General features: G+C 59.6%; 15 protein-coding genes. 1 reads left to right on the top strand and 14 read right to left on the bottom strand.

Annotated elements, in window-relative coordinates; genetic code table 11:
* The 14 genes from FFT87_RS06960 to FFT87_RS06895 all read right to left on the bottom strand — a co-directional run bounded on the left by FFT87_RS06960 (position 1) and on the right by FFT87_RS06895 (position 22396).
* A complete protein-coding gene (locus tag FFT87_RS06960) occupies positions 1–606 on the bottom strand; it encodes a hypothetical protein (protein WP_219950578.1) in 606 nt (201 codons plus the stop codon).
* Positions 603–1943 (bottom strand): hypothetical protein, encoded by a 1341-nt coding sequence (locus FFT87_RS06955; protein WP_219950577.1) that lies wholly within the window; start codon positions 1941–1943, stop codon positions 603–605. Before FFT87_RS06955 ends, FFT87_RS06960 begins: the two co-directional genes overlap by 4 nt.
* A 14-nt stretch (positions 1944–1957) precedes the next feature.
* Positions 1958–2344 carry a hypothetical protein gene (locus tag FFT87_RS06950; RefSeq protein WP_219950576.1) on the bottom strand — a complete coding sequence of 129 codons (387 nt, stop codon included), beginning with the start codon at positions 2342–2344 and terminating at the stop codon, positions 1958–1960.
* A 69-nt stretch (positions 2345–2413) separates the two neighbouring features.
* Positions 2414–2710: a WXG100 family type VII secretion target gene (locus tag FFT87_RS06945; RefSeq protein WP_219950575.1), complete on the bottom strand. Its 297-nt coding sequence runs from the start codon at positions 2708–2710 to the stop codon at positions 2414–2416.
* 41 nt (positions 2711–2751) lie between these two features.
* On the bottom strand, positions 2752–2892 hold the full coding sequence (locus FFT87_RS06940; protein WP_219950574.1) for a hypothetical protein: 141 nt from the start codon (positions 2890–2892) through the stop codon (positions 2752–2754).
* Complete coding sequence (locus tag FFT87_RS06935) at positions 2889–7385, bottom strand: FtsK/SpoIIIE domain-containing protein (RefSeq protein WP_219950573.1); 4497 nt, start codon at positions 7383–7385, stop codon at positions 2889–2891. Before FFT87_RS06935 ends, FFT87_RS06940 begins: the two co-directional genes overlap by 4 nt.
* A complete protein-coding gene (locus FFT87_RS06930) occupies positions 7382–9748 on the bottom strand; it encodes a transglutaminase family protein (RefSeq protein ID WP_219950572.1) in 2367 nt (788 codons plus the stop codon). The genes FFT87_RS06935 and FFT87_RS06930 overlap by 4 nt, the downstream gene beginning before the upstream one ends.
* A complete protein-coding gene (locus FFT87_RS06925) occupies positions 9745–11088 on the bottom strand; it encodes a DUF58 domain-containing protein (protein WP_219950571.1) in 1344 nt (447 codons plus the stop codon). Before FFT87_RS06925 ends, FFT87_RS06930 begins: the two co-directional genes overlap by 4 nt.
* Before the next feature lie 12 nt (positions 11089–11100).
* Positions 11101–12069, bottom strand: a complete 969-nt coding sequence (locus tag FFT87_RS06920; RefSeq protein WP_219950570.1) for a MoxR family ATPase — start codon at positions 12067–12069, stop codon at positions 11101–11103.
* Positions 12070–12112: 43 nt separating this feature from the next.
* Positions 12113–17704 (bottom strand): Ig-like domain-containing protein, encoded by a 5592-nt coding sequence (locus FFT87_RS06915; RefSeq protein ID WP_219950569.1) that lies wholly within the window; start codon positions 17702–17704, stop codon positions 12113–12115.
* A gap of 146 nt (positions 17705–17850) precedes the next feature.
* Positions 17851–18558: a hypothetical protein gene (locus tag FFT87_RS06910; protein WP_219950568.1), complete on the bottom strand. Its 708-nt coding sequence runs from the start codon at positions 18556–18558 to the stop codon at positions 17851–17853.
* Positions 18555–20234 carry a serine/threonine-protein kinase gene (locus FFT87_RS06905; protein ID WP_219950567.1) on the bottom strand — a complete coding sequence of 560 codons (1680 nt, stop codon included), beginning with the start codon at positions 20232–20234 and terminating at the stop codon, positions 18555–18557. Before FFT87_RS06905 ends, FFT87_RS06910 begins: the two co-directional genes overlap by 4 nt.
* Complete coding sequence (locus FFT87_RS06900) at positions 20234–21529, bottom strand: FHA domain-containing protein (RefSeq protein WP_255560131.1); 1296 nt, start codon at positions 21527–21529, stop codon at positions 20234–20236. Before FFT87_RS06900 ends, FFT87_RS06905 begins: the two co-directional genes overlap by 1 nt.
* A gap of 12 nt (positions 21530–21541) precedes the next feature.
* A complete protein-coding gene (locus FFT87_RS06895; protein WP_255560105.1) occupies positions 21542–22396 on the bottom strand; it encodes a PP2C family serine/threonine-protein phosphatase in 855 nt (284 codons plus the stop codon).
* A gap of 166 nt (positions 22397–22562) precedes the next feature.
* On the opposite strand from FFT87_RS06895, the gene FFT87_RS06890 reads away from it, so the two are divergent.
* Positions 22563–23651: a Glu/Leu/Phe/Val dehydrogenase family protein gene (locus tag FFT87_RS06890; RefSeq protein ID WP_219950564.1), complete on the top strand. Its 1089-nt coding sequence runs from the start codon at positions 22563–22565 to the stop codon at positions 23649–23651.
* Positions 23652–23762: the final 111 nt, after the last annotated feature.

Raw genomic sequence — 23762 nt, 5'->3', positions numbered from 1 at the left:
TTATGCTCCGTCTGGGCCGTAGGCAGCGGCGACAACCCGAGTGTATTCACCGATATCGTGAAAGCGGGCGAGGTTTCGTGTAGCGACAAGAATTTCGAGCATCGCTGGAGCTTCGCTGACGAACACCGAGAGCAGTGCCCGCTCGATGGCGCCGGCAATCAATCCCTCTTGCTCGCGCTTAACAGTGACGTCTTTCAGGAGAATCGCAGGCCCCGCTTGAAGCGTCAGCTCGGTAACGGTTCGAGTAACAGTCTCTATCTTGGGATCCAACGACGTGGAACTTTCGATCGCCGCCAGATACTGGCCGAAAGCCTCGGGCGCTACTCGGCTCAGCCGAATACTCATCAGTGCATCTGCGATTCCTTGGTCGGCATCGACCACAAGTGCATAGTTTCGGCGAGGGCCAGGCTTCAACATTGTTGACAATTCCACTACCCCCGCGAGAGCAAACCGAAGCGGCTCTACGGACTCTTTTCGTGGTGCGAGCCGCTCGGCAAGTGAACGGATAGCGGCATCAGCACCACTTCCTGGAGCAGGAATCTCGTGCCACCCGTTGGGGATCGGCAGAACATAGGAATGGGGAATGGTGTTTCCGGTTTCGGTCACGATACAGCCACTTTCACGAGCCTCGAGGCTAGGTCGAACGTGTCAGCGGCACCCTCAAGGACCGCAGGGATCGACTCAAGGCTGAAGCCGAGGGCTCCTGCGCCCTCGCCGATGCCCATGACTGACGTCGGAACTGGGGCTGCGATGCCGAACGCCTTTTCCACTGCCCAATCGCTTGCCGTGGTGGGATCTGTGAGCCCCGTAAAGTCCCAAGTTGCGTGGTCCAATTTCACTACACCCGGATCCGTTCCGGCGGGTAAGCCGTTTTCGTTCGGGAATTGGTCAATCGTGATGTCTAGCGTGTTCCTAATCGTGAGATCCGCCCCCGACTGCGCAAGCCCCAACACAGCGCCCTCGCTGGCATCCATGGACTTGTCTACTATCGCGTCAAACACTGTTCGGACCGTGGCGGTGGCGCCCGGGGCCGTACGGGCCGCGTGGCCCGCGGCTTTGATTGCAGGGCCGAGTTTTGAGGTCACAATGCTCACTACCAGGCTGACGCCGTCAGCCAGCACCGTTCCGAGAGATGCCTTCCCGAGCGTGTACAGCGCGAGAGAAAGAAGGAAGATGGTGGCGCTGAGCGCAAGCGACGTCAGTATCAACGCCAGCGCAAACGGCCCAAGCGCGGGGATGAAAATGGCCAGAATGCTGACGATAAACGACAACAGATCGACAATGTCTTTGATGACCTTAAGAAGTTCGCGAAGTTTCGTTAGCAGCGGCGCCAGATAGGTCTGGGCCAGTTCGTACACTACCTGAAGGACTCCCGCTATCGCCTCAAAGAAGCCGTCGTTGAGGCCTGCTGTCTGTGCCACCTCATCGAGGCCGGCGATGGCCTTTGCCACCGCATCGGCTTTTTCCTGCACTGCTTGGTTATAGGACGCTATGGACACCGCGTACTCCGAGGCGAACGACTGGACGCGTTCGTTCGTCTCCGTGATGTCGTCGAGCAGCTCTTGGCTCGGCGTGATCATAGCGCGAGCCCGCAATTGCACCTGGCGGAGGCGCCAATAGTGAGCGTTGCCATTATTCTCGTCGATCGCGAGGCGAGCATGCTCTGCCTTTGACTGCGCCTGCGATAGCTCGTTCTGATAGGTGAAGTAGACGTCGGCTGCACCGTCATAGCGCGTCGCTACCTTGCTCGTAGCCTTGCTCGCCTCAGCTGCCTTGACTCTCACCTCGTCGACGGCAAGGCTGATCGAAACATTCTCATTTTCGAGTTCAGACAACCCTGCGACTGCGTCGCGAAGCGCCGCGGCTGTGTCGCGGTACGTTTGCGCAAACCTGTGGATCGTGCTCGTCTCACCCGTGAGCGGAGCAGGAATCATGTCGTTCATTTAGTCGTCTTTTCTCACACTGATCGGAAGCCGCTACCGGCGTTACTGGAGTTACCACTACCGGGTGCCACAGCTCCGGGTGCCACGACGCCCGGCGCCATGACGGCTGAACCCTCGCTGTTGAGCCCCGCAGCAAGTTGAGTATCCACCGCTTCGAGTTCGTCTCGAATGTTCTTCACCGTGCCCTGGAGCCAATCAAGGGTGTCGCGGATGTCCAAACGATGCTTGTTCCACGACGTGCTAAAGCCCACAACTTTTCTGGCCAAGCCCGCATCCCCGCAATCTGCGGCGAGGAGCACAGAACCTTCGAGATCTCTTCCTACGACGTTCAACGCAGAACTCAATTTGGTCGAGAGATGTTCGAGGTTGCCATAGTCAATCTTCATCTGGTCGCTCGCCATGCTGGGATTCTCCTTAGGTCAGTTGGCTGCAGGAAGGCTGGCTCCGCAGAGGCGGAGCCAGCCGGGTCACTAGCCCCGAATTGCTGCAGCAAGCCCTTCGTCGGTCTGCTGAAGTTGATCGGCGGCCGAGACGAGGAACTGCGAGAGGCCTTCGAGTCCATCGATTGCCGACCGCGTTCCTGAAGTGAACTTCTCGAACGAGTCACGGTATGCCGCTGATGATGCTTCAGCCTGGAAACCATTCGAGGTGAGGTCCGAAACGATTCCACTCAGTTCGGTGAGCTTCGAGTTCAACTCTTCTTGGCCGGTGCGAAGACGCTGAGATGCGTTGCGGAGATCGTCGTAGGTGACGTTAAGATTTGCCATGGAAATGCTCCTTCTGGTTGTTTCGCCGCTCAGGGAGCGGGCTAGTTATCTGAATCTATCTTTGCCACCGACCTGCGTCGATGGGGAGCACTCCCCATCGACGCAGGCCGGTAGTTCTTGTCGAGCACGATCGCCCGAGTTGACTTATCGACGGGATCCTTCGGCTCGAGTGAGTCGTTCATGAGCTAAGCCGCTCATCGAAGAGGGGAAGTTGTACGCGAACCGCTTTGCCGCGAGCGATAAAGTAGCCGCGGCCTGGCGGGAACTCGGCTCGAGAGACCCGCGGCAACCCGGTCTTGAGGATGGAATCCCCGTCTAGAGTCTCCGGTTGCAGCAAGAATCCCGTGCGCGCCGATTTCACTTCGCTCATCAGCGGCCACGATGAGCCCCACTGCGAAGAATCAGCTTCGGCAATGACCATGTGGTCGCTTCGCTTAATCGCCTTCAACATGGCAACGAGTGCGGCATCGGCGCTTGAACTCAAGAAGTCAGCAATTTGTTCGATCACGACGAGAATACGACCCTCATGGCCCTCCTCGACCGTCGCCGTTATTTCTTTCGCGAGATCACTGACATCTTCGAGGCGAGTCGCGGTAGCTTCCCATCCCGAGGTCTGCGACAGTGCCGAGCGTGGATTGCCGATGTAGTAGCGAGTGACGTTGGGCACCGCGCGTTCCACGGCAGTGATGAGCACGGAGAGCGCGTTGGATCGTCCACTCGCGGGAGGCCCCGCGAGCACGAACATTCCGCTTGGTTCGAAACCCGTTGGTTGAAGATCCACTTCTGAGATGCCCAAGGCCGCCTGGTCACCGATCATCGCCGGCAACTGCGAACTCGGGTATTCCAACGGCAGTGTGCCTACCGCTGGCGCCGGCGTACGGTCGGTGCGCGAGATAGCACGCGCCAACTTTTCAATGGCAGCAGACTGCTCCGCAACGTTTGCAGTGCCGCCGACGACCGCGAGCTGAGTTTCGAGCCCGTCGATAATTGCTCGCCCCGGAGGCGACGCTGCTGACAACACATCCGTCGGGGTATCCAACAAGAAGTAGGAACTCTCCTCCGCTTGGCGCAGCACCACCCGGCGCGTTATCGCAGCGCTAACTGCAGACGGAACGCTCCCCGGGCGGTCTGCCGAAAGTGCGACGTGAACGCCCAGCCCGCGACCCTCTGTGAGAAGTTGCATGAACGCGGCGTACCAGGGCGCGCGAGAGGCTCCCACTTCGAACTCGGCCCGGAAGGCCGGGAAATTATCGACCAACAACAGGATGCGTGCCTCGGCCGGCCGGTTAGCGATAGTGCGATACTCCGCGATCGTCGAAGCGTTCACGGCGGTGTACCGGTCGCCACGTTCTTCGACAATTCCGCGAAGAGTGCGCAGCAACCGGATGACTCGTTCCGGGTCGTCTCCGCTGACGATGGAGCCCACGTGCGGCAAAGGTTCCAGCATCCGCAGCGCACCCGTGCCGAAGTCGAGACCATAGACGTCTACGGGGCCACCGCGTGGAGTCACCCCAGCAGCAACGGCGAGGCTGCGCAGCATCGTCGATTTTCCGGTACCACCGGAACCGTAAACCACAATGTTGCCGTCAATGTCTGGTTTGAAGAAGACTTCATTCTGCAGCTGGCGAGTAGGCACGTCGTTGACGCCAAGAACCAGCTCGGCATCGGTGCGCTGGCGCAATCGAGTCAGGTCATAGCGCGGTGCAAGCTGGTCTAGCCACGGACGTCGGGCCGCCGGAATGTGAGCCGCGGTGGCCGCAGAAATCAGATTGGCCACGATTCGTGCTTGATCGGTTGGGCCTTGCTCATCGTCGGATGTCGGCTCGACCGCGCCGCCCGGCTTCTCCCACAACAGCTCAGCACCGAAGCGCAGCTCGCCAACTTCGATCGAAGGAACGGGCTTCTCGGCCCGGCTCCACCCGCCGGCGTATGCCGATTGGAACAACGTGAGTCGACCTGGCCCCGTCTTGGCTATTCCCCGACCGGGGATAGAGGGGTCAAATGTGCCAGCAATCTTGTCGCCGACCACATCTTGACTGTCGGTTTCATCGGCCATACGGAGCGCAATGCGCAAGTTCGTGTTTGCCCGCAGGTTGTCTTTGATGACGCCGGCCGGACGTTGTGTTGCCATGATGAGATGGATGCCGAGCGAGCGACCGCGCTGGGCGATGTCGACTACCCCATCGACGAACTCTGGCACTTCGCCAACGAGCGCGGCGAACTCGTCAATGACCAGAACCAGCGCTGGCGGGCTCTCCGGGTCGCCCCGCTTCTCCAACTCAAGAAGGTCTTTCGCTTTCTTCCTGTTGAGGAGGTGCTCGCGATAGTGCAACTCGGCCCGCAAACTCGTGAGAGCGCGGCGCACCAGGTGGGGGCTGAGGTCGGTGACGAGCCCCACACAGTGCGGGAGGCTGACACAGTCGGCGAACGCAGAGCCGCCCTTGTAGTCGATAAAGAGGAAGGTCACTCTGTCGGGGCTATATTCCGCCGCCATACCGAGAACCCAGGCTTGCAGAAATTCGCTCTTTCCTGAGCCGGTAGTTCCGCCGACAAGCGCGTGAGGGCCTTGAGCTCGCAAATCGAGGTGCATGGCATCTACCGATGCTTGGCCGACGATCGCGCGCAACCTGCCGGTACGACGAGAACGTTTCGGCGGCGCCCCTGAACGGTCGTGAATTGAGTCGTTCTGCTGCCACCGCTCGATCGCGGCTTCGCTGCTCTCAGTGAGGTCGGTTCCCAAGAGCGAAACCAAAGAAACGCTGCGAGGGATATCGCTCTCATCTGCTTCAGAGAAGCCAGCGTCATAAACGGGAGCGAGTCGGCGCGCCAGTTTCAGCGAATTCTCGCTGGACACTGGTTCAGTCGTCACCGGGCTAATGCGACGACCCAAGCGAACGTAGCCAACCGCAGACTGGCTGTGATCGCCATTCGTTTCGATGTATGTTCTCGCTGCAGCGGGGAGGTCTGACACCTCCGGCGCCAACCAGATGGGGAACACGCCCGCCTCGGCACCATTTTCGGCCAACTGCACCAGTCGCGCTTTGTCGATCGGGGCATCATGTCCGATAAGAACCAGAATGGCAGGCTGGGCAACGGGTGGTGGCGCCGATTGGTCGTCCTGACCCACACGCTCCCCCTGCACAATCGCCGAGGAATCGAAGTTCGTAGCACCACGGAACCCAGCCCCGGCACGGTTTGCGCCTCGACGCGCCTCTACAAGCTCTTCGAGCATCGAGAGAAGGGCGCCACCGGTTGCTTGACTGTTGGCGAGGTGGCTTCCGCTGATCGGGCTGTTGGGTGCAGCCGTGTGCGGCAGCCATTTCAACCACTCGAATTCCGGGCTCCACGTTGGTCCGACGATTGCCGTGACAACCAGCTCAGTTGGCGAGTGCAGGCCGACGGCTTGAGTCACCAGACCACGCGCGACATCCGCAGCAGAGTGGTGCTCTCCTACTATTCCGAGCGCTCCGGACTCGTAGAGGTTTTCAGCGAGGGGCACACCATCGACAGTTGAGTAGCGATCACGCACCTCCCGGAACCGGTCACGTAACTCAGGAACGCCCTCGTCTTCACCGACAACAGAAACGCTGTTACGCGACGGAAGTGACCCCACTCCCAGTCGCAACGAGAGAAAGGACCAGTGCTCAGGGCGACGGGTCCACAAGACGGGCCCGAGAGTCATCGCCTCGTCATAGACCTCGGAAGTGGACGGCAGCTCACGCAGCCGCACTGACTTCTCGATCGGATGCTGCGACTCGAGTTCTTCGCTGAGGTAGGTGAGTTGCTTCTCGAACTGCTCCAGCTCGAGCTTTGCCTTGCGCTTGCGCAATCGGCTGTTGGTGAAAAATGTGCTTAACATCAGCAGTGGCGACAGAGCAACGAAGACGACAGAAATCAATCGCTGAGTAACGGCGAATAACACCAACCCCATCAGGAGGGGCGCTATGAGCGAGAGCCATGGGAACGGAGTCGGCTCAGCCGGCGCCGGAACTTTAGGGCCAACGAACTCTTCACCAGGGTAGCGTTCCTCGACCCGGGGTGATCGGTTGAACCCAATCGGCCCCTCGGCAAGAAAGTCGTGCGTACGGTCTTCTTGCACGACAATGCCTACCCGAATGAGGCTATTGCCGACGAGCACCGTTTCACCGTCGCCGAGTTCGACACGGGTCACTGGCCCGCCATCTACTTCAATTCCGTTTGCCGAATTGAGATCGACAATACGCACAACGCCTGGCGCAACATCCACCCGTGCGTGCAGCTTTGACACCAGAGGATCATCGAGCAGAATGTCTGCTCGCGCATCGCGGCCAAGCACCGCACCACCAATCGGCAGCGTAATGATGCGCCCGATATCTGGTCCATCAACAATGGTGAGCGTGGCTGCCGGCTGAGTGCCCGCTGCCGGTGGGAGCGAACCCGAATCGGCAGACAGCTTGACCGTAGCGCCGGAGGCGATCGGGGAATCTCCCAGAGCAACATCGGGCTCGAGAACGCGCCCGGCGCCACCCTGCGAGCTGAGCAAAGTCAGAGAGCGCACGGCCGTGGCTTTCGACGCGAACGGATCAACTGTGGCGATTGCCTCAGCTAGCGACCCCACGGTCGCTGAGGCATCTGACGTGACCACGATGTCGGACTGCGGCCCGTTCTCACGCTTCAAAGTGAGCTTGAGTTTCATGAGTTTTCTCTCTTCGTCGAGATTCTTGAGGCCCAATCTCTGGCCGAACGGATGCGGTAGCGGCTGACGGCGCGGCGGCGGCGAGTGAGGCCGGCACGGCCTGCTTCAATCGCGGCTGCGGTTTCTGACCACGCTTCAGCACTGCGTTCGGCCGACACCTCTTGGCCAGAGAAAACAACGCCGTCGGTGGAGGCCGCAAGCGGGCGTAGCGCAACAGTGCGGTAGTCGGTCGTGTTCGCAGAGTCGGCCTGGCCAACGATTTGAGAGTCCAGCTGTTCGGCGACCATCACTCGCGTGGCTTTAGACGGAACGTCGTAACCCAGTTCGGAATATTGATCGACAAGCTCCTCCCACGCACCAGCGACCTGATCGTGAGCAGCAGATGCTTCGCGACGACGTCGGGCACGGCGCGCTTTGATGATTCCGACGATCAACAGCGGCGCGAAGATGATGAAGGCAGGAATTAACAGGCTGAGGCCGAGCACGTAGACCCACCCGGGAATCACGAATGCGAGACCGTCATCATCTTCGTCGCTCTCTTCGAGTTCGACAGGAGTAAGCAAGTCTTCTGGTTCGGCCTCCGCGCGAGGAGGTTGGCGCACTTGTGGCTGAGGTTCACTCTGCGGCTTCGGAGTCTGATCTTGCGGGATGTCTGTCTCATCCGGGGTCGGGTTAAACGCGACCCAGCCCACGTCATCGAAAGCAACCTCAACCCACGCCGTGACGTCATCACCGGTGACATCAACACTCTGGCCGTCAACAATTTCTGGGGCGAACCCCATCACTACCCGCGCTGGGTATCCGAAACTGCGGGCCATCAGAGCGAATGCAGAAGCGTACTGTTCCTGATCACCAATCATCTGATTGCGTTCCAAAAGATCAGTAATGCGATCGGCACCATGACCGGCACGCGAGGGAACAGCATCGGATGCTCGACCGTGACTCAAAAATCCTGTGCTTGTGAGCGCCAGCCGGATTGCTTCCAACTGAGCTGCCGGTGTTGTTGCCAGCTCGGCATACTCCTGAGCCTTCGACGTCACGATATCCGGGCTTGCGGATACGGGCGGCAGCTCAACAGCCGCGACGGGAACCTCGGACAGTTCGGCTATGGTGACGACTTTCTGCACCCTGGCATCCACTGTGTAGGAGTCTCCTTCGTGCAGACGCGTGGTGAGAACTGCTGTGCCCGTCGATGTGTTGTAGCGAAGGCTATCTCTGGCGTCGAGCGCAGTGCCCCCAGTGAACGCGAAATCTGTCGGATAGCCAATGCTCGGGATCCACACATCGGAGTAGGCCCCGATCGTAAACGTGATGTCGGAGCGACTCTCGGGAGTGATGAACGATTGGTGCGGCAGTTCACGACCGACCAAACTGAAAGTTCCTGACCCCGCTGCGCTCGATTCAGAACCAGTGACGTTCCAGAGTTTGCCGGTATACGAGTCGAGTGTGGCAAGCCGAACGGTATCCCCGGCCTTGAGCCCACTCACGGTAAACAAGACGTCATCGGTAACTTGCTTGGTGTAATGACGGAACCCCGCCAAGGGGCTCGGATACTGCAAGGGGTCGAACGGCGGCTCGATCTCGTCTCGCAGCACAAAGCGTTGATCCTGCGCCGGAGCAAACCACCATCCGGCTCCCCCACCCAGCAACACAGCAACCGCCACTACGACCGCTATGCCTGCAAACTTTCGTGTGCGCATTCGGCGCGCCCCAGCTTGGGCGACGTTCACGCCATCGCTTCGGCGCATTCCCAACCAGATCAGCGCCAGGACGCCGAAACTAATGCCACGGACGCCCGCTTGGTAAGGATCATCCGTGCCGATCAGGATGCTCGCGACATAGATAGCCAATGGTCCGAGTAGCACCACGCCGAAACGCCACGCTGCACGAGGCGCGCGACTCAACCAGCGCGTTGCCAACGTTGTCGAGACCAGAGCCACGATCCACGTAGCCACGTACGGAACGACAGTAATGTGCTGAGGAGCCTCGATAGGTGTTTGCAGCGTGACGATGTCTGCCCAGCCGTACACCGTTCCGATCGCGATGGTCGACAACGACTGAAGACTCGGCAGAACGGCAAATATCGCCTGCTGCGGCACGGCAAATGCGGTGCCACACAAGAAGTAAGCAATGACAGCGACCAGAATTGTCGTGACGACATTCAGCCTAAAAACACTGGCAATGATTCCGGTCGCGGCACCAACGACAAGCCCTCCCAGCGCGGGAAGAAGGAAGCTATACCCGCCGAAAGAGGGCTCGAATCCGAGAAGCCCAATCGTCGCCAGCATCACGACAACGCCGACGTCTATCCACGTTCGTGCTGAGAGTTTTCGGCGCCCGGAGGGCTGCTGTGAAGTGCTCATCCGCCCAACCCCCTCACGAGTTTCGACAGATCCTTAAGGTCTCCGATCGTCACGACAGTGAGTCCAGCGACCGCTGAGATGGTGGGTTCAGCACCCTCGACAACATGGAAAGCCACCTGGCTGGTGTCTTGCCCGAACAGCGCCTGCACGCTGCGGAAATCTGCCGTGCTCATGCGTGAGCCGGCCACCATCATGACAACGCTGGGAGCGGGCAAGCGACGGGTGCGCTCGCGAACAAAAGCGCGCACAGAACCAAACTCATTGGTGCTGGGTTCGATCCGGCACGACGCATCCAACATGGATGTCACCGTCTGCGTACGCCACACGCCCTCGTCGCTCACCACATTCATCTGGGTTCCATCCCGGATAACCTGCGCCGCGATCGACGCCGTCACCGAGAGCGCTAGTTCGAATTCCGCTTCCGAAGCGTATAAATCGCTGCGGGATGTGTGGACAATGGTCAATTGCGAACGACGTGTCTCCTGAAATTGCCGCACCATGAGCTGACCGATACGTGCCGATGTGCGCCAGTGCACATAGCGGCGATCATCTCCCGGAACATAAGGCCGAAGCGCGTGAAATGCGATGTCATTGTTGGTGATTTTGTTCGAAATTTGACCTTCGAGGTCACGCACCAAACCGGCAGCAGAAGGAATGAGGCGAACAGTGCGGGGATGCACGAACAGGTCAACGGCATCCGCCCAGGTCAACGCTCGGCGTAGCAACCCAATCTGGTCTCCGCGCACGGACTCTGCCGGACCGGCAACGATGACGGCCCTCTTGGCGGTCGGGACCGCAAACAATTCTTCGTGCTCCGCTTTGGGTTTCATGGCTGGCAGTTGAAACTCGGCTACGCCCTTGCCCACAGGCAATTCCATGCGAGTAGGAGGCAGCGCCTTCGTCCCCGTGTTCGTGACAACCATGCGCCCTAGCGCACGATCGCCAACCACAACCCGACGAGGATTCAATTCGACAACGACACCATACGAGGCGCGGCCAAACAAGAACGCGGTGCTCACGAGCATCGCCGCCAGCAATACTGTGCCTAAGAAAGTGAATTCCTGCCACCCAAAGATCACACTCAGCGCTAGGGCGATAACGGCCAACACCAGCACTAGCCAGCCCATCGGGGTGACAACCTTCACAACAGGGCCCACGGTTGAAGCAACCGCCCGCATAACCGGAGCGACGACGGCAGCACTCCCGCGCATGACACGAGCACCTGACTCCCGGGCGCGCTCGAACGCTCCGCGTGCAGCACCAGCGGCTGGCCCCGTCATTGCTCGGCGGGGCGCTTCAGGTGCCCGAGTTTCAGGCACCACAGAAGAGTCAGTAGTCATAGGAATTCGTTCTTAGGAAGCGCGGTACGCGGGTGGCTCGATGTCGACCAGAATGCGATTGATGACGTCTTCGGCTACTACTCCAGCGAACTCAGATTCAGGGTCGAGAATGACGCGATGAGCGAGCACCGCTACAGCCAAATCCCGCACATCATCGGGAGTCGCATACGTGCGCCCCTGCGTGATTGCCCACGTCTTGATCGCCCGCGCCAATGCCATCGCGCCACGCATGCTCACCCCAAGCACGACGTCGCGGTCCTTGCGGGTAGCTTCCACGATGTGATTGAGATACGTCATTACTGACTCGTCAACGAACACTTCAGCAGCGAGGCCGGCCATTGCCACAATTGACTCTGGCTTGATGATGGGTGACACCAGTGATGCTCTGGCGCGGGTGCCCGAGTCCATGAGCAGCGAGACCGCGGTCTTGCTGTCGGGATAGCCGAGCGTGGTTTTGATGAGAAAGCGATCCAGTTGGGCTTCGGGAAGCTTGTACGTTCCCGCTTGCTCGACCGGGTTTTGAGTTGCGATAACGAGGAATGGTGCGCCGACAGGGTGGCCTTCACCATCGATCGTGACGACGCCCTCCTCCATTACCTCGAGCAGGGCACTCTGAGTCTTGGGGCTGGCCCGGTTGATCTCGTCGGCAAGCACGATCGACGCGAAAATGGGGCCGTAGTGAAACTCAAACTTGCCCTTCGACTGGTCGAAAATCTGTACGCCGGTGACATCGGATGGCAACAGGTCAGGAGTGAACTGGATGCGCGAGGTCGTGCCGTCGAGAGTGTTCGCGAGAGCTTTGGCGAGAACCGTCTTTCCCGTTCCCGGGAAATCCTCCAGCAGCACATGGCCGTCCGAAATCAGTGCGGTCAACACCAGACGAATGACGTGGTCTTTTCCCACGATTGCCTTGTCGACATTCGAAATGAGTTTCTGAAAAGCGTCAGCGAACCAGGTCGCTTGTTCTTGCGTTACGGGCATTCGGAACTGTCCTTTATCTTTGCGGAGAAATTGTGAGAGGCCGCTAGCAGGCCGGGATGCTTTGCACAGTCACTTCGGGGGTGAGAACGCCGTCAAAGACCGCGCGGGTGACGAATTGGCCGTCGGAGTTACCCGCGACACGGTTCCAGCTCTTCCACGCACCGGTCATCAGCGTGTAGTCGGATCCAGAAGCAGAACGTATCCCGCGAACAACGCCTGACGAATCAGTTATTCCTGCGGTATGTTGCCCCGAACTTTGCCCGCTCCACACGACGCCGTATCGGTGCACACCCGGAGACCACCCGTCGAAGACGAAGCAGAGCGACACGGTTGCCGGAGGCGGCGGCGTAACAATCGGCCCAGCCGAGGCGGTTCCCGCGGATCCGGTGCCCGCATTGTTGCTCGCTACGACGCTCACCGAGTATGAGGACGCCGCTGGTAGTCCTGAGCTGACCGCACTCGTAGCAGTGGTCGTATTGCTCACGCCATTTACCGTCCAGGTGTAAATGAGGTTATCGGTGACCGCTGCGCCTCCTGTCGAAGCGTTCCACGACCAGCGGATCGTGCCAGCTGTGGTGCTCTTCGTCACCGTTCCGGAGACTCCAGTAACTTGCCCGGGTACGGTCTGGTTCTGCACCTGGGCAGAGTTCGAAGTGCCGTCAGAGCCACGCTTGCCGCCAGTGTTCTGCGCGTACACGGTAAAGGTGTAATTGCCGGCCGCGAGACTGGCGGAGGTCGTTGCGCTGGTGCCGGTCGTGCTACCAGACTGACCGTTGCTCGAAGTCCAGTAGTAAGTAGTGGTGCCGCCAGTACCGCCAACGGCAGGCCACGATGCAGACACACGGCCGCTCGGAGCCCACGGGCTCTGCACTGATGCGGTCACTGTCGGCGCCGCAGGCGTTCCATACGGAGTGATCTGGTCGCTTGTGGGCGACCACTCCCCTGGCCCATGCTCGTTGATCGCACGCGCCGCGAAGGTGTACGACGTTCCATTCTGAAGCCCCGAGATGGTGCACGGCGCCCCAGCTTGGCAATCAGCCGGAAGGTTGCCGACCGCAGGAGTCGTGCGCACTTCGTACGCTGAAATGGGTTTTCCGTTGGTGGCTGGAGCCACGAAGCGCCACGTCGCAGACTTATCGCCGCCGACCGCAGAGCCCGCATCCCGAGTGGGCTTTTGCACCTGATCCGGGATGTCACTCACGACGAGCGTGACCGTTCCGTTGACGTTTCGGTCGACGTCTTCAGTAGCATCCGAAATCGTATAAACGACTTCGATCTCACCACTTTTAAGAGCAGGATCTGGGCTAATTGTGATCGAATTAGCCGTGAACGTGACATCGGCCGGTTCACCCGTGTTCTGCACTTGGGCGTCAACAACTGTCAAGGCCTCCCCCGTCGACAGATACGGGTTGGAGTCATTCGTCAACGGATTGAGCGTAATAGCTCCATCGCCACGCTGCATCTCCAGCTCGTCGGACACCGCAACAGCAAGCGGTCGCGTTGACCCAACCACCGTCACGTTGATAGTGCCAGGAACCTCGAACTTATCCCACCGCAGCATGACCGCGAGAGTGATCGTGGTGCCCTTCGGCGTAGAGCGCGGAACATTCAGGCTCAGTTCTGAACCACTGAGCTTGGCGTCAAGACCGTTGCTAGCCCCCGTGAGGTTTGAGTACTTGACCTCCCGGAGAATGGCGGGGTTGGGGTGCGCGGTCGAATCACGCAAATCAATCGTGGTGGTTTCTCCCACCTCAACGCTCGGACTCGGCGTTGTGAACTCCGGAGGAGTGTCTTTGAATTCGGGGTCTCCGACGACGATGTTCAGGCGGAGATTTGCCGAGATTCCGGCGGGATCATTCTTCGAAGCGCCATCTGTCACCGTGAAGTTAAGGGCGGCCGGACCGCGATAGTCCTTTGCCGGGGTGAACGTAATGGTCTTGTCGTCGACATAGTTAGACGACCCGTCACCTTGAACAGCGCTCACGGTCTTGTCATTCGGAATCCACACATCGCGCCCCGAAGGAGCCACGACAATATCCGAAAGTTTCCACTCTCGAGTTTCGTTCATGCTCACATATTGCGTGGGCAAATCAGGGTCGATGATGGGTGGCTCATCGAAGTTCTCATCGACCGCGGCCGGCACCAGAATGAATGCACGGGCGCTCAGCCCATCAAGTTCGTTCGTCACGCTATACGTGATTGCTTGCCGATTCGGACCAGGTGTGACCTCAACCTGGCCGTTTATCTCACGGAGCAGACCCGACTCAGCATTGGGTCCCTCCAGCGCAACCACGAGATCTTCCGTGACGCCCGCCGGGTTGAAAGCAAACCCATCGAAGAGGTCAACGGTTATCGACTTCTTCCCGGCGATATCCTTCTTCACAATGGTGAGGTCGTCAGCCACTGGCGGGAAGATCGGAGCATCCGGGGTCACTTTGACCAGCACATAGCTCACCGCAGAACCGCCCCTGTCGTTCGTCAGGCGGTAACGGATCGAAAAAGACTGCTCCGTCTCCGGTGCTTCGATGAGCAGGAACTTCTTGCCAACTACTTCAGCAGAAACGCCATCCGGAACGTCAATGAGCTCAGATTCGACCGCAATAGGTGCACCCTGCGGGTCAGAGTCATTCGCGGAAAGGTCGACCTGAGCCGTGCGGCCTGGCCGAATCTCGACGCTGTCGGGAACCGCGATAGGGTCGCGCAGCTCATCCGGCTCAGGAATGATTGCGATCTTGATCTCAGCGACGCCCGTAGCACCAAACGCGTCGAGCACTTCGTAGCTGAACGAGTCAGTGCCGGCGACTCCCGGAGAAGCCTCGTAATAGAAGTAGTCGGTTCCGAACTCCGTTACCGCCCCGAGGGTCGGGTTAGTGGGGAACCTCAACAGGTCAGTGGAATCACCATCGGGATCAACCGTGTTGAGCGGAATGTCAACCCGAATCTCGCCACCGGCAAGCACTCGCGCCACCAGCGTTAATGGAGTCGGATCCTGGTTAGCCTCGAGATCGAGCGGGGTCACCGTAAAGCTGGCAGTCGCCGCCGCCGTCTCGCCGAAAGGATCAATGACCCGGTAATCGACCGTGTACAGCCCCGGCTTTGTCGGCGCCTGAAAGCGCAAATTGTCTTGGCTAATAAAAGCCACACCCGCCGTTGGTGCTGTCACCAATTCTGCGTCGAGTGCCATGGGGCTGTCATCCGGGTGGAAGTCATTATCGAGAACATCCAGCGTGATGATGTCGCCAGCACGCACGCGGGCGGAGTCATCCACTGCCACCGGCGGCTGGTGCTTAGTGAGAGCCGGCACAGGAACCACCGTGACACCAGCCGTTGCCGTGCCAAGGCCATCCGAAATTGTGTACGTGAAGTTGACCTGTTTGGTGAGGGCTGCCGGAGAAGTCACGCGGATGAGCGTGCTCTCCAAGAGCTCGACGACGAGCCCCTTCGCGGTAAGCGCCGGATCCACATCGATTGACTGCACGGCCAAGATATTGCCGCTCGGACTCACATCGTTCGACAGTACCGACACGGTAGTTGGTTCGTCACCACGCAAATACGCGGTGTCTTTCACCGCAACGGGCGGAAGCTCTGTCGAGCCTGGCGTGGGCATCACATCAATACGAACCAGCCCAACGCTCGTATTGGAGCCAGCGCTCAGCGTGTACGTGAGGTAGAAAATTCCGGCGGATGAGGAGCTAAAAGTAATCTCGCCGCGATCGCTGTTGAACGATGCGACAGCGCCATCGCTTGCCTCATCCATTGCTACCAAGGCAAGGGGCGCTCCCGAAGGAGATAAGTCATTGAGCAACGGCTCGATGACAACGGTCTCAGTTTCGAACGCCGTTGCGAAGTCGGGGGTGCCCACCGGATTGAGCGTTCCCGGCGGTTCGACAGTCACGATCAGTTCGCCCTGAGCAGGCGTCTTGCTGCCATCAGATACTAAGAAAGAAACCTCTTTCTCACCGAGTTCAGACGTCTTGTGGGTGAAGGTGATGAAACCGTCTGGCGTGAACCTCACCAGGTCGCCGGATTTGGGCGACGCCGCAATCAGATACAGATCGTCACCGTCGGGATCTTTCCAATCAGCAAGCACGTTGTAGCTGACGGTCTGATTTGCTTCGACGCTGATTCCCGCTTCGCGAACGCTGTACGGGAGCTCGTTGCGGCCTTCTGGAACAACCGTTGCGGTGACGCGAGCCTGATCCGTGCCGCCTCGGCCATCGTTAATCGTGTAGTTGAAGGCGATTGAGCCCACAAAATCGCTCACGGGCGTGAACTGGAGCGCGCGACCCCCGTCAATCAGGTCGAGTCGCCCGGTCGATTCCGCAACACGGTCGTACGCCGAGACAACGAGTACGTCACCGTCTGCGTCTGTGTCGTTGTCGAGCACGGTGAACACCGTGGTGCGGCTTGGGCGAACACCGTATTCGTCGTCGGACGCGACAGGAAGGCGGTTCGTGTCTGTGCGCTCGGCGAGGGTGTCTTCGAATGACTGAATCGACGACTTCTCGTCGCCTTCCTCTTCAGATTCCACATCTTCGGGCGGAGTGACGTCGTCCCAATTTTCGACGAGCCGCATGTTGTCGTCGAGCAACCACACATTGCCGTTAGTCAGGTTATTGAGAGCGATTACTGACTTGTTTACGCGAAATTCCAGCACGTTGCCCTGAGTCAGCTCACTAATAGCCTGAGTTTGAGGATCGCCGTCCGCGCAAGCGAGTACGTAGCGCTGTGCCGACGCCCACGCGCCGTGCGCACAGCCGTCGAGCGCTACGGGCGCAGAAACGCTGGTGTCATCATCGACCGGATTCTGGATGTCGGCATCCACATCGGCGATTTCTCCGTTGCCCAGATTGATGCGCTGAAGCGAATCGGCGGTGGCAACAACCGCGAAATCTGATTCTGCGCTGGACTGCTGCAAGCGCAGGCCCTGCTTGGTGAGGGGATAAACCTTGCCAGCTTCTGTGACAAGTTCGTTTGTGGACTGGTCGAAGACGACAGCTGAATCACCGGTAGCGGCGATCTGAAACTCTCCCACGGCGGGAAAATCAGCGGCGACTGGCTCGTCGGCGATGGTCGCAACCCGATAAATAGACTTGTGTGCGGGCGACACCGCAATCACCACGCCATCGCGAGTGACTGTTGCTTGGCCACCAGGGCCGAGCTCGAGCAGCGGAGGTGCTGAGATGTAGTTGAACTGCAGATCTCCGACAGCCGGAACGATCCACAGATCGCCATCGGGAGAAACAACAGTGAGATTGGTTCCGCCGAATGACACAGCGGCATCCGGGGGCACATCGATCGCCGAGGTAACTTCCGTCGTAGCCGGGTCTACCGACTCGACACGATGTGACACAGGATCACTCATAAAGAGGGTGTTGCCGTCTTGCAAGACATCGAATTGCGCGCTCGACGCAATCACGGAACCGTTGAGTTCGTCGATCTGACGATTGAGACGGCCGCCAAGAAGTTGCTCACCGTTAGTGACCCACACGTCTGACGCGGTGAGGTCGACATCTGACACGGGATAGCCGGGATGTAGCGCGGCTACCGTCAGCGGAACCCCGACGACAAGCGAGAGCGCGACGACAGACGCGATGGTTTTGCGATTGCGCGCAGTTCCGACAGACAACTTCACGTCGTACTTCTCCCGAACTCCGCACAGCTTGTATGCACACGATCACGCCGACAAATCTCTAACCAAATTCCATGACATATCCTAGCATTTTGCGGAGTCACCCAGCTAGAAAGGGTATGGGTAGTTCTGCCCTAGCGTGCCCCCAATTACGGGGTCCGTTTGTCTTCGTCGTTGCGTTCAAGAAGGTAAAGATCGTCTTTATCGACAAGCCGAGTTGCTACTGCATACTCAACGAGCCGCAATCTGCGATTGGTTGCGAGGTTGTCTTTGCCACCCCGCAGGCCGGCTACGCCGCTCTTGTCTAACTTCTCGCAGACGTTGTCGAGCTTGCGATTGAACGTCGTAATCGACCAGTGAAGTCTCGCGGCAGCTTCGGCCGACGCGGGGATGTCTCCTCGGCCAGGCGACGACTGGCGCAATACATTCTCCGCAAGCGCCACGATCAGCAACCGCTGCGACGACGTGAGGGGAATAGGCCCGATCGTCGTCGAGCCTGAATTGCCAGCGACCGCGGTAGCCGTCGTGAAGTAGTCATCTCCGGCATGAACCGTGAATTCGTAGGTAGTAGATCCTGCACTAAATAGCACCTGCATCTGCGGAAAGACGATCGGCAGTCTGGCCCCCGGAGCAAGCCATGCCTGCACTTGACCCGTGACATCCGTCACCGTCGCTGTAAGCAGGTTGCCTACGTTGCCCAGCCACCACATGCCGAACTCTTCATAAATGCGAAGAAATCGCCGATGAAGATACGGGTTGTCGTCGATGACTAAGTCAGATTCTCGCCCCACATGAAAGTCATTCGGGTGAACGACCTCGTACCACTCGCCACAGAACTCAATTCTTAGGGGATTCATTCGGGAAAGCACGCTTCCAAGGGGTTCGCCGATTCAACGCCCGACCGCACGATACGAACGTCAATGCACAACGTTGTCGATGCGACGTAGCCGTCTACGGTGATGATGCCGTCTTCAGACTGCTTGACTGGCTCACTCGCGCGACCCACTCGTTTCCAGATGATGCGATCGCCCTCCTGCAGCGCGGGCTTATCGATCGAGAAAATCACAGAGCCTTGACTCTCGGATGACGAGAGCAGCACCGGAGTGGGCACACTTTCCACTACGGCAGATGTCGGGGCGCTTGTGGGCGCAGTGACTTCTGGCTCCTCGGTGGAAACCGGGTTCGATACGACGACGGCGATCGTGACTGCTGCCGCAACCGCAACCGCAATGCCACCAATCACCAATCCGAGCACCGGGCGTCGAGGCCGCCGTTCGGTTTCGGACTCTTCGTCAACCAGAGCGGATGTCGCCACAGTGCTCGCAGCGTTGCCTGCGGTTTGCCGAGGTCGCACAACGGTTTCACCCACATCTGGCACGGCTGCAGCGGGCAGCGCCGCCGCTGAACCGGCTGATGCCGGTTGAGCCACTTGCTGCGGAGCACCACGAACTTGGGTTTCATCGGCGCTGTCGGCGCGGGCCGCAGCAGCATCGGGGTTTTTCCGGGCTTGCGGTGCGGCGGGCGCAGGCTGGGCTTGAATCGTGGAGACGCTGCGTGCGCGTGTGGCGTCATCGTCGTCGTCAGGGTTCCCGTGAGCAACCTGATCGACAGCGAGATTCGGCACATCGACCGTTGTCGGGGCATAACCCAGCTCCAGTTCGACTCGCTGCAAGGCTCGAGCAAAATCGAGTGCGCTGGCAAAGCGATCATCCCGGCGCGAGGCCATTCCTTTGCGCAGAACGGCGAGCATGCTCGAGGGCACATCGTCGCGGGTCAGAGGTGTAATCAGCCCTCGCTCGATACGACCGATGAGATCGAGAGCACCGTTGGAGCGACCACGCACCTCGAACGGTGTGTGACCGGCGAGAAGAGTGTAGAGCGTAGCGGCGAGAGAGAAAACATCGGCGCGAACATCCGGATTCGGGTCGTCTTCGAACATTTCCGGCGGCGACCACGGAACGGACATACCAATCGACGCACCCGTCGTTGATCCGCTCTCTTCGACGACGGGGGCACGAGAGCTGGTATGCAGCGGGATCTCGTCGTCGAGCGCAGACGAAATTCCAAAGTCGGTAAGCGCGGGCCACCCGTAGTCGTTGGTGAGCACGTTGGCAGGCTTGATGTCACGGTGCAGAATTCCTGCCGTGTGGGCGGTCGCCACCGCCCCACTGACTCGAATACCCACACGGAGCACATCAGTAACCGGCAGCGGGGCGCTCTTGTAGCGCTCGGCGAGGCTAGGGCCCGAGCAGTATTCCATAACGAAATAGGGGCGGTCATCGGAAGCAACATCCGCGTGAAATATCGAGACGATGTAAGGGTGCGCCGAGAGCTGGGCCATGAGGTTAGCCTCAGCGACGAATGACGCTCTCGTCGCTGGCGCCAAGTCTTCGGTCAACAATACTTTTACAGCCACGCGACGCCGAGGAAGGTGCTGGTCGTAGAGAAAAACGTCGCTGAAGCCGCCCGAGCCGAGCAGCTTAACGAACGTGTAACCGGGCAACTCGGGTGGAGTGGCTGCTGTGCGGCGCATCACGCATCCTCGCCGACAGTGAGCGTGACTTCTCCGCCAAGGTCGATGACGGTGCCCACAATAATGGTCGTCGGTTCGCCGGCACGCAAACGTTGGGACGGTCGACCCGGCAATGCGACGTGTGTTCCGTTTCGGGAATGCAAGTCAGTGACCACCGCTGTTCCCCCTTCGACCACGATTTGCACATGGTTTCGAGAAATGTCTTTATCTCCGGGAATCGTCACGAGTCTCGGCAATGCTCCACTGGACACTTTGCTCACTGTCGGCGCTCTCCCGATCAAGATCGGCTGCGTCAGCGACTCCCGCGCGCCCGTTGACATCTGCAGGTAAAGCTTCTGTTGTTCAGGAGCGGGCGGCGCTTCGGTGCGCTCCTTCGATCGTGCGGCGCGAAGGTCTGCCAAATCACTCGTCATGATCGTCATGCCATCGTGGTCGCCTTCCGGGTCGACGGCAGCAGCTGCATCGGAGGCGGAGGCGGATGTCGGCACCTTACCGATCAGGTCTTCTACCACCGAGGTCGCGTTTTCTTGCCCCGCTAGCGATTCATCATCTCCGACATCCTGCCCCGCAGCGGCCGTGGAAATATCTCGCACGACGGTCTCGCCGAACAAGTAGTCGTACCCGCTGGAGTTGTCCTCCACCTCGATCGATGAGGCGACATCCTGAATCGACTCGTCGTCAATGTCTGCGGGGCGGTCGACGATAGTTACCTCAGAAAACGGTGCCGAGGGCTCGGCAGCTGGCGCAGAAACCGGTACGGGTGCAGGTTCAGGCACAGCAGCCGGTACAGGTGCCGCAGTCGGCGCAGACGCAGACACCGAGGCAACCGCTGCTATCGGTGTGCTCGCCGCCGCAACTTGCGAGCAGCTCAACTGCGCCGCGCGCACCACGCCCTCAACGATGGGAAGCTGGTCTGCCGTAGTGGCGTTGTCGACAATGACGACGCAGTCGACTACGTCGTCGCAGTAACGTTCCGCCCAGGTACTCACCCGAACGCCACTAACAGTTTCCGTGCCAGCCGGAGTGCCCAAGGTGATGCTGACCGGCCCCCGAACAATCACCCGTGCGCCAGGTCGGTTGTCGTCATCCGCTGTCCACTCGACGATGGCAAACGCTGGGGTGGCTGAGAGTCCGCGAGCGCTGAGCGTTTCTACTGCAGCCTGCACGCCGAGAGACCGCTTGGCCCACAATGTGTCGAGCAGGCTCACGTCGAGAGAGTCGACCAGGATAATCTGCTGCTCGCCGACAACAGCAGACCACGCGGTGTCAACGGGCGGGGCATAGAGGTACGTCATGACCACTGCGATCTACTTTCTCGGTCGGGTTTCTTCGAGATGCTGAGGAATTTCGCGCTCAACAGTGTCTTCATTGGCAGAGTCTGAATTTGTCGTGCGGCTAGCTTCAACGACAATCACCGTCACGTTGTCGGAGCCCCCAGCGGCGAGCGCCCCCGCAACCAATCGATCGGCAAAACTTACGCCGTCACTTAGGGCGGCCCGATCGGCAAGGATGCCCGCAATCAGGTCATCATCGAGCTCTTTAGTGAGGCCATCCGAACAAGCCACAAAGGTGTGCCGCGTCCCTACCGGCAGCAGCCAAAAATCTGGATTGACCTCCTCATGAATGCCGAGTGCACGCGTGATGACGTTGCGTTCAGGGTGCGTTGTTGCTTCCAGCGCCGTGATGTGCCCCAGATCAAGAAGTTCTTGCACCGCAGAGTGGTCGACCGTGACCTGCTCTAGCTGACGACCATCCCAGCTATAGACACGGGAGTCCCCCACATTGAAAGCCATCCAGCGTGGTTCAGCATCGACGCCGACCGACACCAGCGCGAGGCCAGACAGGGTGGTACCTGACACGGCTTCGTCATCTTTGTTCAAGTTCATGACCGCAGAGTTTGCTTCGATGATCGCCTGCACGATGTCTGCGGGAGTCAGCAGGTCATGTTGGGCCATAGCGCGCGCAAAACTCTGAACAACACACTGGCTGGCGCGATCACCAAACGAGTGGCCGCCCATACCGTCAGCGACCAGAAAAAGGCGAGGAAGCACGAGGAAACTATCTTCGTTGATGGAACGCACTGAACCGCGATCGGAGGCCGCGGAAACATGCACATTCACTGGCCCGCTGGGCAGCACTAACTCGTACTGATCCGTAATCATTACGCAGCCCCCAAGCATTTGTCAGATCTTAACGTAGCAATGAATTCGCGCGAGCGCCCGGTTGCTTGAACCCCGGCGGTATGCTGACCACAGCGCACCACCCTCGCGCTACCACCACTTGCCAATTTGTTGTTCTGCCCACAAGGCCATCACGCAGGAGAAGTACATGATTATGCAACCGTCAACGACGTTAGAAGCCCCCGTCTCCGCTATCGAAAACGCGGAATTTGTTCACGAGAACGTTCTCGTATCGACAGGCAAGCGCTCCGGCCTCATTATTAGCGTCGCCGTTCACTCCACCGTCCTCGGTCAAGCCCTGGGCGGCGCGCGAATGTGGAACTATCCACACTGGACCGACGCGGTGGCCGACTCCCTCCGTCTCTCTGCCGCAATGACGCTCAAGAATTCTGCCGCCGGCCTCAACCGCGGTGGCGGCAAGTCGGTCATCCACATTCCGATGGGCGTGACGCTCACCGCTGAGCAGAAGCGGAATGCGATGCTCGATCTCGGGGACGCCATCGAGAGTCTCAACGGTGCGTATATGACGGCAGAAGATGTCGGAACAAGCGCTGAACTCATGTCGGTTGTGGCCGAGCGTACTGAGCATGTTTGCGGTCTCCCCGCCGAGCAGGGTGGAGCCGGCGAGCCAGCTGACGCTACTGCCGCTGGTGTGCACGCCAGCATCCTTGCGACCTGTGAAGCACTCTTTGGCACTCGTGAGGTAGCCGGACGACACCTCGTGATCTCCGGACTCGGTCAGGTCGGTGGACGCCTTGCACGCTCGCTGACCGCCGCCGGCGCAGTGCTCACTGTCACCGATGTGAACCTCGACCGCAAACTTCTTGCCGCCGAACTTGATGCCAACTGGGTCGACGCCGACGAAGCTCACAGCGTGATCGCCGACATCTATGTGCCCTGCGGAATGGGTGGTGCTCTCAGCCCCCGCATCATTCGCGAGCTCAACGTCAGCGGCGTGGTCGGCGCGGCCAATAACCAACTCGCGCAACATGACGGTGCCGAGGCACTCACGGAGCGCGGCATCCTCTGGGCCCCAGACTTCGTCGTGAATGGTGGAGGCGTGATCTACCTCGACATGGCTTCTGCACCGGATGCTGACGCAGACGCCATTGCGAAGCGCGTCGAGGCTATCGGCGACACTGTTGCCACAATCTTCCGCGATGCTGCAGCGCAGGGCATCACGACCCTGGATGCTGCAGAGCGACTGGCACAGTCGCGCCTCGTCACGGTCGTCTAGACCATAACTGCCCCCGCGGTGGCCCTCAGCCCTAGGCGAGGGCAGAAACGCGCGGTGCTACGCCCTCGAGCTGCTGCTCTGGGGTGCGGCACCGCGCGTTTTGCTGTGCGA

The sequence above is a fragment of the Salinibacterium sp. M195 genome (genome assembly GCF_019443965.1).
In the GTDB taxonomy this organism is placed as follows: domain Bacteria; phylum Actinomycetota; class Actinomycetes; order Actinomycetales; family Microbacteriaceae; genus Rhodoglobus.
The sequence above is the reverse complement of the archived record's forward strand: the minus strand, read 5'-3'. Positions and strand labels throughout refer to the sequence as shown.